This is a genomic window from Micromonospora sp. NPDC005686 (assembly GCF_042871665.1).
In the GTDB taxonomy this organism is placed as follows: Bacteria; Actinomycetota; Actinomycetes; order Mycobacteriales; family Micromonosporaceae; genus Micromonospora.
In genome coordinates this window covers 55945-68490 of record NZ_JBIAIY010000007.1, presented here as the reverse complement: position 1 = coordinate 68490, position 12546 = coordinate 55945, and the positions used below count along the sequence as shown (strand labels likewise).

16 protein-coding genes are annotated in these 12546 nt (G+C 72.5%); 7 read left to right on the top strand and 9 right to left on the bottom strand.

The features are described 5' to 3' along the window. Nucleotides 1-3: 3 nt before the first annotated feature. Complete coding sequence (locus ACFYON_RS17500) at nt 4-870, bottom strand: aldo/keto reductase family oxidoreductase (protein ID WP_354866260.1); 867 nt, start codon at nt 868-870, stop codon at nt 4-6. A gap of 139 nt (nt 871-1009) precedes the next feature. Here ACFYON_RS17500 and ACFYON_RS17495 point away from each other — a divergent pair, with 139 nt between their 5' ends. Beyond that, on the top strand, nt 1010-1417 hold the full coding sequence (locus tag ACFYON_RS17495; RefSeq protein ID WP_262012819.1) for a helix-turn-helix domain-containing protein: 408 nt from the start codon (nt 1010-1012) through the stop codon (nt 1415-1417). A gap of 10 nt (nt 1418-1427) precedes the next feature. On the opposite strand, the gene ACFYON_RS17490 is transcribed toward ACFYON_RS17495, so the two are convergent. Further along, nucleotides 1428-1964, bottom strand: a complete 537-nt coding sequence (locus tag ACFYON_RS17490) for a histidine phosphatase family protein (protein ID WP_354866258.1) — start codon at nt 1962-1964, stop codon at nt 1428-1430. Between the two features lie 117 nt (nt 1965-2081). On the opposite strand from ACFYON_RS17490, the gene ACFYON_RS17485 reads away from it, so the two are divergent. Beyond that, a complete protein-coding gene (locus ACFYON_RS17485) occupies nt 2082-2372 on the top strand; it encodes a DUF6458 family protein (protein WP_354866256.1) in 291 nt (96 codons plus the stop codon). A gap of 82 nt (nt 2373-2454) precedes the next feature. Here ACFYON_RS17485 and ACFYON_RS17480 read toward each other — a convergent pair whose 3' ends face one another. Beyond that, nucleotides 2455-3132, bottom strand: a complete 678-nt coding sequence (locus ACFYON_RS17480; RefSeq protein WP_354866254.1) for a hemolysin III family protein — start codon at nt 3130-3132, stop codon at nt 2455-2457. A 75-nt stretch (nt 3133-3207) separates the two neighbouring features. Here ACFYON_RS17480 and ACFYON_RS17475 point away from each other — a divergent pair, with 75 nt between their 5' ends. From ACFYON_RS17475 to ACFYON_RS17465, 3 genes are read left to right on the top strand one after another with little or no spacing between them, the layout of a single operon-like run. Beyond that, nucleotides 3208-3822, top strand: a complete 615-nt coding sequence (locus tag ACFYON_RS17475) for an allophanate hydrolase subunit 1 (protein WP_354866252.1) — start codon at nt 3208-3210, stop codon at nt 3820-3822. Beyond that, on the top strand, nt 3819-4688 hold the full coding sequence (locus tag ACFYON_RS17470) for a biotin-dependent carboxyltransferase family protein (RefSeq protein WP_354866250.1): 870 nt from the start codon (nt 3819-3821) through the stop codon (nt 4686-4688). The genes ACFYON_RS17475 and ACFYON_RS17470 overlap by 4 nt, the downstream gene beginning before the upstream one ends. Beyond that, nucleotides 4672-5421: a 5-oxoprolinase subunit PxpA gene (locus ACFYON_RS17465; protein WP_357708118.1), complete on the top strand. Its 750-nt coding sequence runs from the start codon at nt 4672-4674 to the stop codon at nt 5419-5421. Before ACFYON_RS17470 ends, ACFYON_RS17465 begins: the two co-directional genes overlap by 17 nt. Before the next feature lie 9 nt (nt 5422-5430). Here the strand turns inward: ACFYON_RS17465 and ACFYON_RS17460 are convergent, their stop codons facing one another. Beyond that, nucleotides 5431-7272 carry an NHL domain-containing thioredoxin family protein gene (locus ACFYON_RS17460; protein ID WP_355093900.1) on the bottom strand — a complete coding sequence of 614 codons (1842 nt, stop codon included), beginning with the start codon at nt 7270-7272 and terminating at the stop codon, nt 5431-5433. A gap of 79 nt (nt 7273-7351) precedes the next feature. Here ACFYON_RS17460 and ACFYON_RS17455 point away from each other — a divergent pair, with 79 nt between their 5' ends. Then, nucleotides 7352-7660: a hypothetical protein gene (locus ACFYON_RS17455; protein WP_355093898.1), complete on the top strand. Its 309-nt coding sequence runs from the start codon at nt 7352-7354 to the stop codon at nt 7658-7660. A 597-nt stretch (nt 7661-8257) separates the two neighbouring features. On the opposite strand, the gene ACFYON_RS17450 is transcribed toward ACFYON_RS17455, so the two are convergent. Then, nucleotides 8258-8521, bottom strand: coding sequence for a hypothetical protein (locus ACFYON_RS17450; RefSeq protein WP_357708115.1), 264 nt, complete (start codon nt 8519-8521; stop codon nt 8258-8260). A 579-nt stretch (nt 8522-9100) separates the two neighbouring features. Between ACFYON_RS17450 and ACFYON_RS17445 the strand changes: the two genes are divergently transcribed. After that, complete coding sequence (locus ACFYON_RS17445) at nt 9101-9247, top strand: hypothetical protein (RefSeq protein ID WP_355093894.1); 147 nt, start codon at nt 9101-9103, stop codon at nt 9245-9247. 397 nt (nt 9248-9644) lie between these two features. On the opposite strand, the gene ACFYON_RS17440 is transcribed toward ACFYON_RS17445, so the two are convergent. From ACFYON_RS17440 to ACFYON_RS17425, 4 genes are all read right to left on the bottom strand, one after another. Next, a complete protein-coding gene (locus ACFYON_RS17440; protein ID WP_355093892.1) occupies nt 9645-10337 on the bottom strand; it encodes a DUF2637 domain-containing protein in 693 nt (230 codons plus the stop codon). Continuing rightward, nucleotides 10334-10465 carry a hypothetical protein gene (locus tag ACFYON_RS17435; RefSeq protein WP_355093890.1) on the bottom strand — a complete coding sequence of 44 codons (132 nt, stop codon included), beginning with the start codon at nt 10463-10465 and terminating at the stop codon, nt 10334-10336. The genes ACFYON_RS17440 and ACFYON_RS17435 overlap by 4 nt, the downstream gene beginning before the upstream one ends. 258 nt (nt 10466-10723) lie before the next feature. Beyond that, entirely contained in the window at nt 10724-12271 is a 1548-nt protein-coding gene (locus tag ACFYON_RS17430) for a recombinase family protein (RefSeq protein WP_355093888.1), read from the bottom strand. A 43-nt stretch (nt 12272-12314) separates the two neighbouring features. Then, the gene (locus ACFYON_RS17425; RefSeq protein ID WP_355093886.1) at nt 12315-12437 is read right to left on the bottom strand and encodes a hypothetical protein; all 123 of its coding nucleotides are present in this window, start codon (nt 12435-12437) and stop codon (nt 12315-12317) included. Nucleotides 12438-12546 lie beyond the last annotated feature (109 nt).

The following is a 12546-nucleotide window of genomic DNA, read 5'->3' as shown; positions in this document are numbered from 1 at the left end:
GTCTCAGCGGCCGATCCGGTCCAGCTCGGCGAGGTCCTCGCCGGAGAGGGCCCGGCCGGCGCCCGTGATGTTCTCGCGCAGGTGCGCGACGGATTTGGTGCCGGGGATCAGCAGGATGTTCGGCGAGCGCCGCAGCAGCCAGGCCAGGGCGACGCCCATCGGCGTCGCCCCCAGGCGTTCGGCCACCGCCGACAACGCCGAGGACTGCAACGGGGTGAACCCGCCGAGCGGGAAGAACGGCACGTAGGCGAGGCCCAGCCGGGCCAGCTCGTCGATCAGGTCGTCGTCCTGGCGGTGGGCCAGGTTGTAGAGGTTCTGCACGCAGACGATCGGCGCGATCGACCGTGCCTCGGCCACCTGTTCCGGCGTCACGTTGCTCAGGCCCAGGTGGCGGATGAGGCCCTCCTGCTGGAGCGTGGCGAGCGTTTCCAGCGCCTCGGCGAGCGACCCGGGCTGGGGCCCGGCAGCGTCGCCCAGCCGCAGGTTGACCAGGCCGAGCGCGTCCACGCCGAGCGTCTCCAGGTTCTCCTGGACCTGCCGGCGCAGGCTCTCCGGACCCCGTGCGGTGGGCCAGCCGCCCTGCCGGTCCCGGTCCGCGCCGACCTTGGTGACGACGTGCAGCGAATCCGGGTACGGGTGCAGCGCCTCCCGGATCAGCCGGTTGGTGAGGAACGGCCCGTACGCCGCGCTGGTGTCGATGTGGGTGATGCCGAGCGCGACCGCCTCGCGCAGCACCGCCAGGGCGCCGTCGTGGTCGGCTGGCGGTCCCATCACCCAGGGGCCGGCGAGCTGCATCGCGCCGTAGCCGAACCGGGTGACGGTCAGGTCGCCCAGCGTCCAGGTGCCGCCGGGAAGGTTGGTGGGGGCCATACGTGTACCTCTTGGCTCTCGTCGTCCGTCATGGGCGCCGCCGGATCGCGGCGCCCGGCCTCCACTATCGGGGTGTAACTTTCCGGGGGGAAGTAGGCACCCAAAAGTGCGTAGCTCACCGGCGTGGCAGGAGCAGAGAATGAGCAAGGCGGAGTACGACGCGTTCCTGGCCCAGTGCCCCAGCCGGCAACTGCTCGACCGGATCACCGACAAGTGGGTCACGTTGGTGCTGGCCGCGTTGCGCAGCGACGGCTCGCACCGGTTCGGAGCGGACTGCGCCGGCGAGCCGCGACCGAGGCGATACTCCGAGCTGTTCCGCACGCTGCCCGGGGTCAGCCAGAAGATGCTCACCCAGACGCTGCGCGCCCTGGAGCGCGACGGAATGATTACCCGCACCGTGGAGCCGACGGTGCCGGTGACTGTCACCTACGAGCTGACCGACCTCGGGTTCTCCCTGCACGAGATGATCCGGGGCCTGAAGACCTGGGCGGAGACGCACATGGACGACGTGCTCACCAACCGGGCGGCCTACGACAGCCGGGTCTGAGTCGTACCGGTCAGGCGCGGGCGGTGTGGCGGCCGGTGATCGGCGCGTTCCCCGGCGCGAGGTCGGCCCAGCGGGTCGTCGGCCGGTGCACCACCAGGTCGGTGGTCCGTAGCCCGTCCGGGTCGGCCCGCTGCGGATCGAGCAGCGCCGACAGCAGAGAGATCCCCGGGTTGTGCGCGACGAGCAGCACCGTCCCGGCGGTCGGCTCGACCGTCCACAGCAGCTCCAGCAGCTGATCCGGAAGCGCGTCGTACGCGCTCACCTCGTATCGCACCGCGGGAGCCGAGCCCGCCGGACCGCCCTCCGGCGGGGAACCGGTCATGCCCGTCGCCACGTCGTGCCAGGTCTGCCGGGTGCGCCGGGCCGGTGAGCAGAGCACCACGTCGGGAAGCAGCCCTTGCCGGGCCAGCCAGGCGCCGGCCGCCGCCGCGTCGGCGTGACCGCGCGCGGTGAGCGACCGCTCCGCGTCCGGGCCGTTCGCGGACTGCTCGGCCTTGGCGTGCCGCAGCAGCACCAGCCTCCGCTGCGCGTTCCTGCCGTCCGTCATACCGCCCAGCTTGCCTGATTGACGATCAGAGCGCCTGGGTATGTCGATGTGTGCCGCTACCTCATCCATGGCCGCGGCGGGCAGGAAACGCCAGCAGTACGCCAAGGAGGCGACGTCATGGGCATCGGTGCCAGCATCTTTCTCATCGCGCTCGGCGCGATCTTCGCGTTCGCCGTGGACGCCGACCTGGGGTGGCTGAACCTCAACGTGGTGGGTTGGGTGCTCATGCTCGCCGGGGCCGCCGGCCTGCTCACCACGCTCTACTTCTGGAACAGCCGCCGCCGGGTGGTGGCCGCCCCGGTGCGCGAGCAGGTGGTCGCCGAGCCGGTGGTGCCGGTGCGCGACGACCGCGTCGTGCGCGAGGAGTACCGCGAGGTGCGCCGTCCGGGTTCGGGCTACCCGGCCTGACCCCTGAGAACCCGAGGGCCCCGCGCCGTTGCGGGGCCCTCGCGCATGTCCGGGGACAGGCTTCGGTTCCGTGAGGCCCGGCTCAGGCGAACAGCGCGAAGTAGATCGCGATGTGGTGGCAGATCGCCGCGACGACAGTGCAGGCGTGGAAGAACTCGTGGTGCCCGAAGACGGTGGGCCACGGGTTCGGCCGGCGCAGCGCGTAGAACACCGCGCCCACGCTGTAGATCGCGCCGCCCACGCTCAGCAGCACCAGCGCCGTGACGCCGCCGCCGCGCAGGATCTGCGGCAGCATGGCCACCGCGACCCAGCCGAGCGCCAGGTAGAGCGGGGCGGAGACCCAGCGCGGCGCGTGCGGCCAGATCAGCTTGACCGCCACGCCGGCCAGCGCGCCACCCCAGACCAGGCTCAGCATGATCGTGGCCTGCCCGTTGTCCAGCAGCAGGACGCAGAACGGCGTGTAGGTGCCGGCGATGAACACGAAGATCATCGAGTGATCCATCCGGCGCATGATCTGGTAGCCGCGTTCGGACCAGACCCGCCGGTGGTAGAGCGCGCTGGTGCCGAAAAGCCCGCACACGGTGAAGCTGTAGATCAGGCAGCTCACCAGCGGCGCCCAGCCGGGACGACCGGCGGCGACGGAACAGAGCACGATGCCGCAGACGAGAGCGGCGAAGAACGCGTAGGCGTGCAGCCAGCCGCGCATGCGCGGCTTCCCGATGTCGGCCGGCCGTAGCCGGGACGGTGCGGAGGTCGTCACCTCCTTAGGTTACGACGGCGTAGGTTACTTGCAAGTAGTGTGGACCGTCACCTCACCCGACGGCAGGATGACCGGATGCGGATCCGGCCGGTCGGGGCGTACGCCCTGCTCCTCGACTGTGACGACGCGGCCCAGGCACAGGCCTGGCGGGCCGAGCTGTGGCACCGGCGCGAGGCGGGCGAGCTGACCGCCACCGAGATCGTCCCCGGCGCGGCCACCGTGCTGCTCGACGGCGTACCGGACCCGGAGGCGGCCGCCGCCCGGATCGCCGGCTGGCGCCCCCGCACCACCGACTCCGGCACGGCCACCGCCGAGGTCCGGGTGCCGGTCGTGTACGACGGCGAGGACCTTCCGCTGGTCGCGGAACACTGGCACGCCGACGTACCGGCGGTCGTCGACCGGCTCCGGCGTACCGAGTTCCGGGTCGCGTTCTGCGGGTTCGCGCCCGGGTTCGCGTACCTGACCGGGCTGCCGCCCGAGCTGGCGGTGCCCCGGCTCGCCACGCCGCGTACCCGGGTGCCGGCCGGCTCGGTGGCGCTCGCCGGCCCGTACGCGGGCATCTACCCCACCGCGTCCCCCGGTGGCTGGCTACTGGTCGGTCGCACCGACCTGCCGCTGTTCGACGTGCACGCCCACCCGCCGGCCCGGCTCACCCCCGGCGCCCGCGTCCGGCTGGTCGACGCGCCGTGATCGAGGTGCTGCGGGCCGGGGTGCTCACCACCGTTCAGGACCAGGGCCGGCCCGGGTGGGCGCACCTCGGCGTACCTCGTTCCGGTGCCCTCGACCCGGCCGCCCTGCGCCTGGCCAACCGGCTGGTGGGCAACGACGAACGCGCCGCCGGCTTGGAGATCACCATGACCGGCTGCGTACTGCGGGTGACCCGGGCGATCGCTGTCGCGCTCACCGGCGCTCCGGCCGACGTGGTCGTCGAGTGGCGGGCCGGGGACACACAGCCGCGCCCGGGGGACGTGGGACGCGCGCTCTCGCTGCCGGCGGGCGCGGTGCTGCGCGTCGGGCCGGCCCGCGCCGGGGTACGGACGTGGTTGGCGGTCAGCGGCGGGATCGCCGTCGAGCCGGTGCTCGGCAGCCGCGCCACCGACACGCTCTCCGGCCTCGGACCACCACCGCTGCGCGACGGCGACCGGCTGCCGCTCGGCACCCCGGCCGGTCCGCCCGCACCCGTCGACCTCGCCGTCACCGGGCCGCTCCCGGACGAACCGCGGCTCGCCGTGCGCCCGGGCCCCCGGCAGGACTGGTTCACGGCTGACGCGCTGGACCTGCTGTGCCGTGCCGCGTACACGGTGAGCCCGGACAGCAACCGGGTCGGCGCGCGGCTGGCCGGTCCGGCGCTGCCCCGCGCGGTCGCCGGCGAACTGCCGAGCGAGGGCCTGGTGCTCGGCGCGGTGCAGGTGCCGCCGGACGGCCGGCCCCTGGTCTTCCTGGCCGACCACCCCACCACCGGCGGGTACCCGGTCATCGGGGTGGTGGACGACGTGACCCCGCTCGCCCAGGCCCGGCCAGGCACTACGGTGACGTTCCATGGACCTCAACGCTGACCTGGGCGAGGGATTCGGAAGCTGGCGGCTCGGCGACGACCAGGCGCTGCTCGACCTGATCAGCTCCGCGAACGTCGCCTGCGGCTTCCACGCCGGTGACGCGCCCACCATGCACCGGGTGTGCGCCGCCGCCGCCGAACGCGGCGTCGCGGTGGGCGCGCAGGTCGGGTACCGGGACCTCGCCGGCTTCGGCCGGCGGCACATCGCGTACGACTTCGCCGAGCTGCGCGACGAGACGATCTACCAGCTCGGGGCGCTCGACGCCTTCTGCCGGCTGTACCGCACCCGGGTTCGCTACCTCAAGCCGCACGGCGCGCTCTACCACGCGGCGGCCCGCGACGAATCGCAGGCCGCCGCGCTGGTGGCGGCGATCAGCGGGTACGACCACGAGCTGCCGGTGCTCTGCCAGCCCGGCACCGTGCTGGCCCAGTTGGCGGCCGGCTCGGGCCTACGGGTGGTGGCCGAAGGCTTCGCCGACCGCAACTACCTGCCGAACGGCGCGCTGGTGCCGCGCAGCTCACCGGACGCGCTGGTGACCGACCCGGAGCAGGTGGCCGTCCGGGCGGTACGGATGGCGGTCGAGCGCACGCTGGTCGCGATCGACGGGACGGTGATCCCCGCCCTGGTCGAGTCGATCTGCCTGCACGGCGACACCCCCGGCGCGGTGCGGTGCGCGGAGCTGGTGCGGGCCGCTCTCATCGACGCCGGGGTGACCCCCACCCCGTTCGCCTGAACGGGACGGTCAGGACTCGTCCAGACCCCGCAGGACCAGCGGCACGCGGCTCGCGCCGCCGGTGACCACCCGGACCGGCACGCCCCAGTCCTGCCGCGTCAGGTGGCAGGCCGCGTGCTCGACGTCGGCGTCGCAGGTCGCTGCCTGAGCCGTCACCTGGAGCACCCCCTGCGCCACGTCGCCGCTGAGCACCAGCCTGCGGGACAGGTCGGTGGTCGTGCCCGCGCCCTCGACCAGCAGCTCCGGCGGGGACGCCGAGACCACCAGCCGGGTCGACGGCCCGTACGTCTCGTCCAGCTTCTGCCCCGGCGCCGGCGTGAAGATCACGTCCAGGGCCAGCTCCCCGGCCGCCACGTCGGTCGGCTTGCGCTCCAACCGGTGCCGGGGGCCGTCCACCGTGTTCGCCCCGGCCGACGTCAGCGCGCCCGGCGCCAGCCGGGTCAGCCGGTGCGCGGCCGACTCGACCACCAGCACGTCGCCCTCGCCGGTGAGCACCAGGTCGCTCGGCTCGGCCAGCCCGTCCGCCACGGTGCCCACCTGACCCGTCTCCGGGTCGAAGCGGCGCACCGCCCCGTTGTACGTGTCGGCGATCAGCACCGAACCGTCGGGCAGTGCGCACACCCCCAGCGGGTGCTGGAGCAACGCCTGGTCGGCCGGGCCGTCCACGTGCCCGAAGTCGAACAGGCCCTGTCCGACGGCGGTGTGCATCACGCCGCCGGAGACCCACCGGATCGAGCTGGTCTCGCTGTCCGCGATCCAGAGCCGGCTGCCGTCGGCCGACACCGACAACCCGGACGGCTGGGCCATCCACACGTCCGGCAGCGGGCCGTCGCGCAGCGCCTCGACAGTGGTGCCGGCGTACATGCCGGCGGTCCGCTTGATCGGGTCGAACCACCAGAGCTGGTGGATGCCGGCCATCGCGACGATCACCCGATCGTCGTACCAGGCCACGTCCCACGGGGAGGACAGGTCGACCACGCGGGCGTCGTGCGCGTGGTCGTCGACAGTCGAGCGCCACTGCCGCCCGGTGCCGGCCACCGTGACCACCTCGCCGGAGGACAGCCGTACGCCGCGCAGCAGGTGATTGACCGTGTCCGCGACGACCAGGTCGTAACCGGCCACCTCGGCCACGTGCGGCGGCAGCAGGCACAGCCCCTGCGGCTCGGCGAACGTGGCGGCGGAGGGCGGGCCGTCCGTACGGCCCCGGGAACCGGCGCCGATGCGGCGGACCACTGTCTCGCCGTCGGCGGCCAGCTCGACCACCGAGTGCCGGGCCGAGTCGCTGACCAGCAGGTTCCCGCCTTCGAGCGGTACGGCCTTGCCGGGGAACCGCAGGACGGTGTCCGGCTCGGCCGGCGGCACGTACGGCCCTTCACCCCGGTGCAGCGTCCCCTTCGCCTCGTGGGCAGCGATCAGCTCGTCGAGCAGGCGGGCCAGCCCTTCGGCGTGTCCCTCGCCGGCCATGGTGGCGACCACGTACCCCTCGGGGTCGATCACGGCGAGCGTCGGCCACGCCTTGGCCGCGTACTGCTGCCACATGTCCATCTCGGCGTCGTCGAGCACCGGGTGGTGCACGCCGTACCGCTCGACCGCGGCAGCCAGCGCCGCCGGGTCCTTCTCGTGCTCGAACTTCGGCGAGTGCACCCCGATCACGACCAGGACGTCGCCGTACTTCTCTTCGAGCGGACGCAGTTCGTCGAGCACGTGCAGGCAGTTGATGCAGCAGAACGTCCATAAATCTAGGATGACGCAGCGACCTCGAAGGTCCCGCAATGTCAGATTTCGTCCGCCTGTGTTGAGCCAGGCTCGGCCGCGAAGTTCGGGCGCTCGTACGCGGGGCGAGGTAGCCATACGGCAACCCTCCCACGGGGTCGCCGAGGGCGGCGCGGGGGATCGGTCAACGTGATGCGGCGAACGGCAGGCGGCCGAGGTGGTGGCCCTCGCCGCCCTCGTTGGCCTCTCGGCGCTCGAGCACGAGGATCACCCGAAGCGCCTCGCCGAGCTGCCCGAGACGCCGGACCGCTGGGAGGACGTCCCGACCGGCGAGACCTTCCGCCAGGTGTGGGACCGGGACCCGGAAGGGCGGAACGAGATCCTTCGGACGGCCGGCGTCCGGGTCTTCGTGACCCGCGAGCCGCGACGCCGCGGAACCCCCGCCGATGTCCGCTTCACGATGGGCGAGTTTGACGACCCAGAAGCGCGGCGCCTGGCCGAGATCGCGGCCGAGGAAGCTTTCTAGCCGACGCCAGTCCTCCGCCGTAGCTGCACGGGTCCGAGATCGGCGATCCCGCTCGTATGGACGATCGATGCCACCAAGTGTCCCGTGGCGGACTTCCTCGCGTGGTACGGGGCGGTGGCGGTGCGTCTGCGGCCTGCTCTGGCGGGCGTGTCCTGACCGTCGCCGAGTGCCGCCGCCCGCCGAGCCAGCACCCCGCCCGGCGTGGGCGGACGAGGCGACGGACGCCTACCCGCAGCCCGGCCGGTCCCCCTGGTTGACATGAGGCCAGGCGTACCGCGCGAACGCGGGGCGGCGCTGGTGAGCCTGCACCGGCCGCAACGCCCGGCCTGGAACTGCGAGGCGTGTAAACAGCCGTACCCGTGTCCGGAAGCGCGGGCGACCCTGGCGGTCGGCGACGCCTGGGCGACGGCGACCTACCTCGCGGGTCTCTTCGTGACCGCCGTGGACGATCTCCCGGCGGTGCCGGTGGCGGATCTCTACGCGCGCTTCATGCTCGCCGTGCCTGTGCGGGGGTCGAGAGACGGCCGCCGACGGCCCAGGGCGGCCCGGCCGTAGGTAGGACCGGGGTCCGGGCCGTCCGGACGCCTGAGGTTGCCCCTAGAAGCCGAAGCGCTCGCGGTCGCTGATCGGGTCGGGGCCGGTCGCGCGGGTCGCTTCAAGCCGCTCCCGTAGCGCGGCGCGCCGATCGGCCAGGGATGAAACACCCTCGGGTAAGTCGTCGTCCTCCGCGTGCTCTATGACCATGCGGGCGCGCTGCCGGTCGACCACGGTCGCCCCTAGACGCTCTTCATTCATCCGCAGCTCGGCCAACAGCGCGGCCGATGGACGTTTCAGGATGGCTTCATAGACGAGAGCAAGCACGCCCAGTCGACGCCAGTCCGTGCGCTCGAAGATCGCCGCTTGCGGAGAGTTCCGCCAGTCAGCGAACCAATCCAACGTGCCGGCGGCCGACGGGTCCGGACGGGCGCGGGGTGAAGGTGTTCGGGCAGCCCGGCGCTTCGCACGGGCGCGGGGTCAGACGGTCAACGTCAATCACGGCGGGTCCAATCCAGGAGGGGCGGTCGCCGTGGTCAGCGGCGACCGTAGAACGCTGACGAACTTCAGGTAGGCCAGCTCGGCGCTCTCGCGCAGCGACCCTCTCCCTCAGAAGTCGGGCGCGGCGTCGAAGGACCGGTAGGGCTTCCCGACGGTGGTGAACCGGACGGGTCGATTTGGGCTGATCAGCTACAGCGTTAAGCGCGCCCGAATAGGCACCATCTGCACGGCGAAGGGATGAGTCGAGGCGTCGGCCGAACGGCTAGATCAACTGCACTGTCTGGCATGGACACGCACAGGCACGCACCGAGCCCCACGGGCGCAGCGTGCCCGCTCACCTGGGATAGAGCTACAGCGCTTCGAGCGCTGAGGACAGCGGCGCTCCCGCCCCGTACCGTCGCCGTCGTGACGACCGAAGAGCAGACCGGCGCCGCCGTGAGCGGCCGGCACGCGATCATCCTCGAATACCTTCGGACGGCCCCTGCCGTCCTGGGCGCCTTGGCCGGTCTCCTCGGCGCCGTGACGGCGCTCCTCGCTCTACTGGTCCGTTGAGCGCCGCCGGTCGACGTACGCCGCCCACGACGGGTACGCCGGATCGCCGCACCGGACGACCTCGTAACCGGCCAGCTCGACCGGCGGCGGTCAGGCGGACGCGCCGGATCAGAACCGAGTCGGCGTCGAGGCGGCGCGGGACAGGGCCAGGCGGCGGCCAGGCGGCGTCCATGGGCATTGGGCGGTAGGGCATGGGAACTCCTCGGCGTGATCGGTCGTAGCGGGCCCCGGGTACGGTGCGCGGCATGGGTGCTCTCAAGCCGTGGCACATCGCCACGCTGTGCTGTCTCGTCACGTCCGCCGCGCTTATCGGGGGCCTGGTCTGGTTCCTGATCAAGCGGACTGGTCGCCGCTAACCGGGGCCGACCGGAACGATCCGGCCGACCCCGGCGGGCGGTCAGGCGCTCGCCAGTGACGGCGTGCGGGCGGTACGTCGGCCCGCTGGCGGCACCTTGTCGGCAGGCAGGTAACGGCGGGCGGTGCGCTCGCTCACGCCCAGGCGTGCGGCGACCTGAGCGGGCGTCGCGTCGGGCGTCTCGGCGAGCACGGCGGCCACCCTGACGGCGGTCGTGGGCGGTGCCGCCGCCGGGTCAGGCGCGGCGGGCGGCGTGCCGACAGCGGCGACCAGCGGCAACGTCCGGGCGCCGGGCGGGACGACGGGCGGACGCGGGCGAGGCGCGGGCGTCGGTGCCTCGACGGCGGGCGGGGGCAGGGTGACCGCCTCGGCCAGCTCGGGCGCGCGCCCGGAACGGGCCAGGACCTCGACGGTCAGTAGCAGCGCCACGGCGGGCCACGCCGAGACGACCCGGGCGGTGGCGTCCGGCGGGGCGACGATCACGTTCGCGGCTAGCGAGGCAGCCACGCCGAGGACGAAGGCGAGCCACGCCGACCAGCGAGACCGGCGACCGTCGCCCAGGGCCAGCGTCGCCACGAGGATCATCCCGTCGACAGAGAGCGGCAGCAGGGAGGCCAGTAGCGGCGGCTGTCCGGCGCGCTCGGCCAGCTCGCGCATGTGGTCGTAGGAGGCAACGGCGGCGATGACGGTCACGGCGACCGTGCCAGCGAGGGAAGCGAAGCGGCGGGCGTTCACCGGGTCACCGCCAAGGCGTCGCCGAGGGACAGGACCGGGACGCCGAACAGGGCGGCGTAGACGGCCTCGGGGGAGTCCTCAGCCCCGGGCAGGATCACCACAACGTCAGCCGTGCGGGCGGCGTCCATGTCGGCGGCGACGTCGGCGACCAGGCCCGCGGCGTCGGCGGGGTCGGCGTCCGTCGCCGAGGTAACCAGGTAGCCGGCGGCGACGAGGGCGCCAGGGCCCGGCCGAGGTCGGCGGCGGCGAGGGCGGAACCGGCGAGGTAGGCGCGGAGGTGGGTAGGGTTGTGGGTCATGGCGGAAGCTCCGTTTCCGTCTAGGGCCTCGGAGGCGTTGCAGTCGCCTTTCCGGGGCCCGCCTTTATTGGTTAGCGGGTGAAATCTGTTAGGCGTCCAAGGACGCAGGGGCCGGTTCGTCGGCCCACGTGAACCGGAGGCGCGCTGCTGGGTCGAATCGCACGCCCCGGCGGCCATTCGCGGGGGCGACGGTTACGGCGTTCAGGGCCAGACCGAGGAGGTCGCGTCGGTCGGCGACGGTGGCGACGTCCCATGCTTCGCGGGCCTGTACCGGGTCGAGGAGCGGCGAAATATCGGCCTCGGGCAACGGGAAGTCGGCCAGGTTGCGACGCAGCCCGGCGACGCGGGCGGTCAGGCGTTCGTGTAGGCGCTCCCAGCGCTTCACGGCCTCGGGGCCGACAAACTCGCCGCGCAGATACCGGGCGTCCTCCAGGTCGACCAGGGAGGCGTTCGCGTCCTCCAGAGCGGTCGTGATGGTCGCCCGTTCGCGGATCACGTCCGGGTCGTGCCGGGCCACCCATCGTTCCGCCACGGCGTCTAGCAACGGATCGCCAGGTTCGGTCGCGGCCAGGCGGCTAATAAAGGAATCGACCACGGCGCGGTCTACGGCGGCGATCATCGCCGTGACGTGCGCCGGGCACGGGTGGCCGAGGCGGCGACCCTGGCAGACGTACGACTGACCGGCGGCGGACATACGACGCCCGCACGAACCGCACCGAAGGAAGCCGGTCAGGAGGTGCGAAGTCTGAGCACGGACGCCCCGGGCCCGGCCGGTCGGCTCGGCGACGGTGCGGGCTTCTAGGGCGCGGGTGATCTGTAGTTGTTCGGCGGGCGTGATGATGCCCCGGCCAATCTCGACGGTCTCGCCAGTCTCCGGGTCCCGCCAGGGGACGACCTTCCCGGTGTACTTGCCGTCACGCTTCACGGTCTCGGGCAGTAGCCCGGCGAACGCGGGGGACTTGAGCAGGACCGACAGGGACCCGACGCCCCATTTTCCGCCTCGGGTTGCGGGGATCTCTCGGGCGTTCAGGTCGCGGGCGATACGGACCAGGGGTTCACCGGACAGGGCGCGGTCGGCGATCTCCCGGGCGATGGGCGCGGTGCGCGGGTCATGATCTAACTTCCCGTCCTCGGCGACCGCCAGGCCGTACGGCGGCTGTCCGCCGATCCAGCGACCGAGGTTGCGAAGGTGAGCCTTCGCCGAGGCGACGCGAAGACCGATGTTCGCTGACTCGCTCCGGGCGACCTCGGACAGCAACGCCAGAACTAGAAGCGACTGTTGCTGCGTGGTGTCTAGACCGTCCTGGACGAAGACGATTCGCCCGCCGACCTTCTCGACCTGGTCCAAGACCTGTCCGACCTGGCCCATACCGCGCCGAGACAGGCGGTCGACCTTCCAGACGACCAGGGTCCCGACGGTGCTGGTCGTCAGGGCGGATATGGCGGCGTCGAACCCAGCGCGGTCTACCGACTTGTAACCGGACCGGCCCCGGTCAATATGAACGGTGCGAACTTCCAACCCGTTGCGCTCACACCAGGCCCGGCAGTCGGCCTCCTGGCGTTCGATGGCGGTCTTTCCCTCGCGGTCAAGGGATAGGCGTAGGTACAGGTCGGCGAGGTGTTCGTGATGGGACATGCCGAGGACGTTAAGGCCCTCGGCGCTGAGTTGCAAGCTTCTTCTAGGATTTCCAGAAGTCGAGCAGGACGATCCTGCCGCGCAGATCGGCCAGCGTGACGGCCTTGCCGCCGGTGTTCAGCCAGGCCCGACCCCGCAGTTCCGGTGCCCGTACGCGTGCGCTCATGCCCCCCATCGTGCCGCACCGGCGCGGCGCGTTCCCGGCGGTCGCGGCGTGAACAGACGCACACCCGGAACGGCGCGGAGCGCCCACCCCGGCGAGGGATGGACGCTCC

What these genes read in the sequence shown, in the direction of transcription:
- ACFYON_RS17495 (WP_262012819.1), top strand. Translation starts at nt 1,010, where the DNA reads ATGAGCAAGGCGGAGTACGACGCGTTCCTGGCCCAGTGCCCCAGCCGG.
- ACFYON_RS17460 (WP_355093900.1), bottom strand. Translation starts at nt 7,272, where the DNA reads ATGGCTACCTCGCCCCGCGTACGAGCGCCCGAACTTCGCGGCCGAGCC.
- ACFYON_RS17430 (WP_355093888.1), bottom strand. Translation starts at nt 12,271, where the DNA reads ATGTCCCATCACGAACACCTCGCCGACCTGTACCTACGCCTATCCCTT.
- ACFYON_RS17425 (WP_355093886.1), bottom strand. Translation starts at nt 12,437, where the DNA reads ATGAGCGCACGCGTACGGGCACCGGAACTGCGGGGTCGGGCCTGGCTG.
- ACFYON_RS17485 (WP_354866256.1), top strand. Translation starts at nt 2,082, where the DNA reads ATGGGCATCGGTGCCAGCATCTTTCTCATCGCGCTCGGCGCGATCTTC.
- ACFYON_RS17465 (WP_357708118.1), top strand. Translation starts at nt 4,672, where the DNA reads ATGGACCTCAACGCTGACCTGGGCGAGGGATTCGGAAGCTGGCGGCTC.
- ACFYON_RS17435 (WP_355093890.1), bottom strand. Translation starts at nt 10,465, where the DNA reads ATGGACGCCGCCCGCACGGCTGACGTTGTGGTGATCCTGCCCGGGGCT.
- ACFYON_RS17500 (WP_354866260.1), bottom strand. Translation starts at nt 870, where the DNA reads ATGGCCCCCACCAACCTTCCCGGCGGCACCTGGACGCTGGGCGACCTG.
- ACFYON_RS17475 (WP_354866252.1), top strand. Translation starts at nt 3,208, where the DNA reads ATGCGGATCCGGCCGGTCGGGGCGTACGCCCTGCTCCTCGACTGTGAC.
- ACFYON_RS17490 (WP_354866258.1), bottom strand. Translation starts at nt 1,964, where the DNA reads ATGACGGACGGCAGGAACGCGCAGCGGAGGCTGGTGCTGCTGCGGCAC.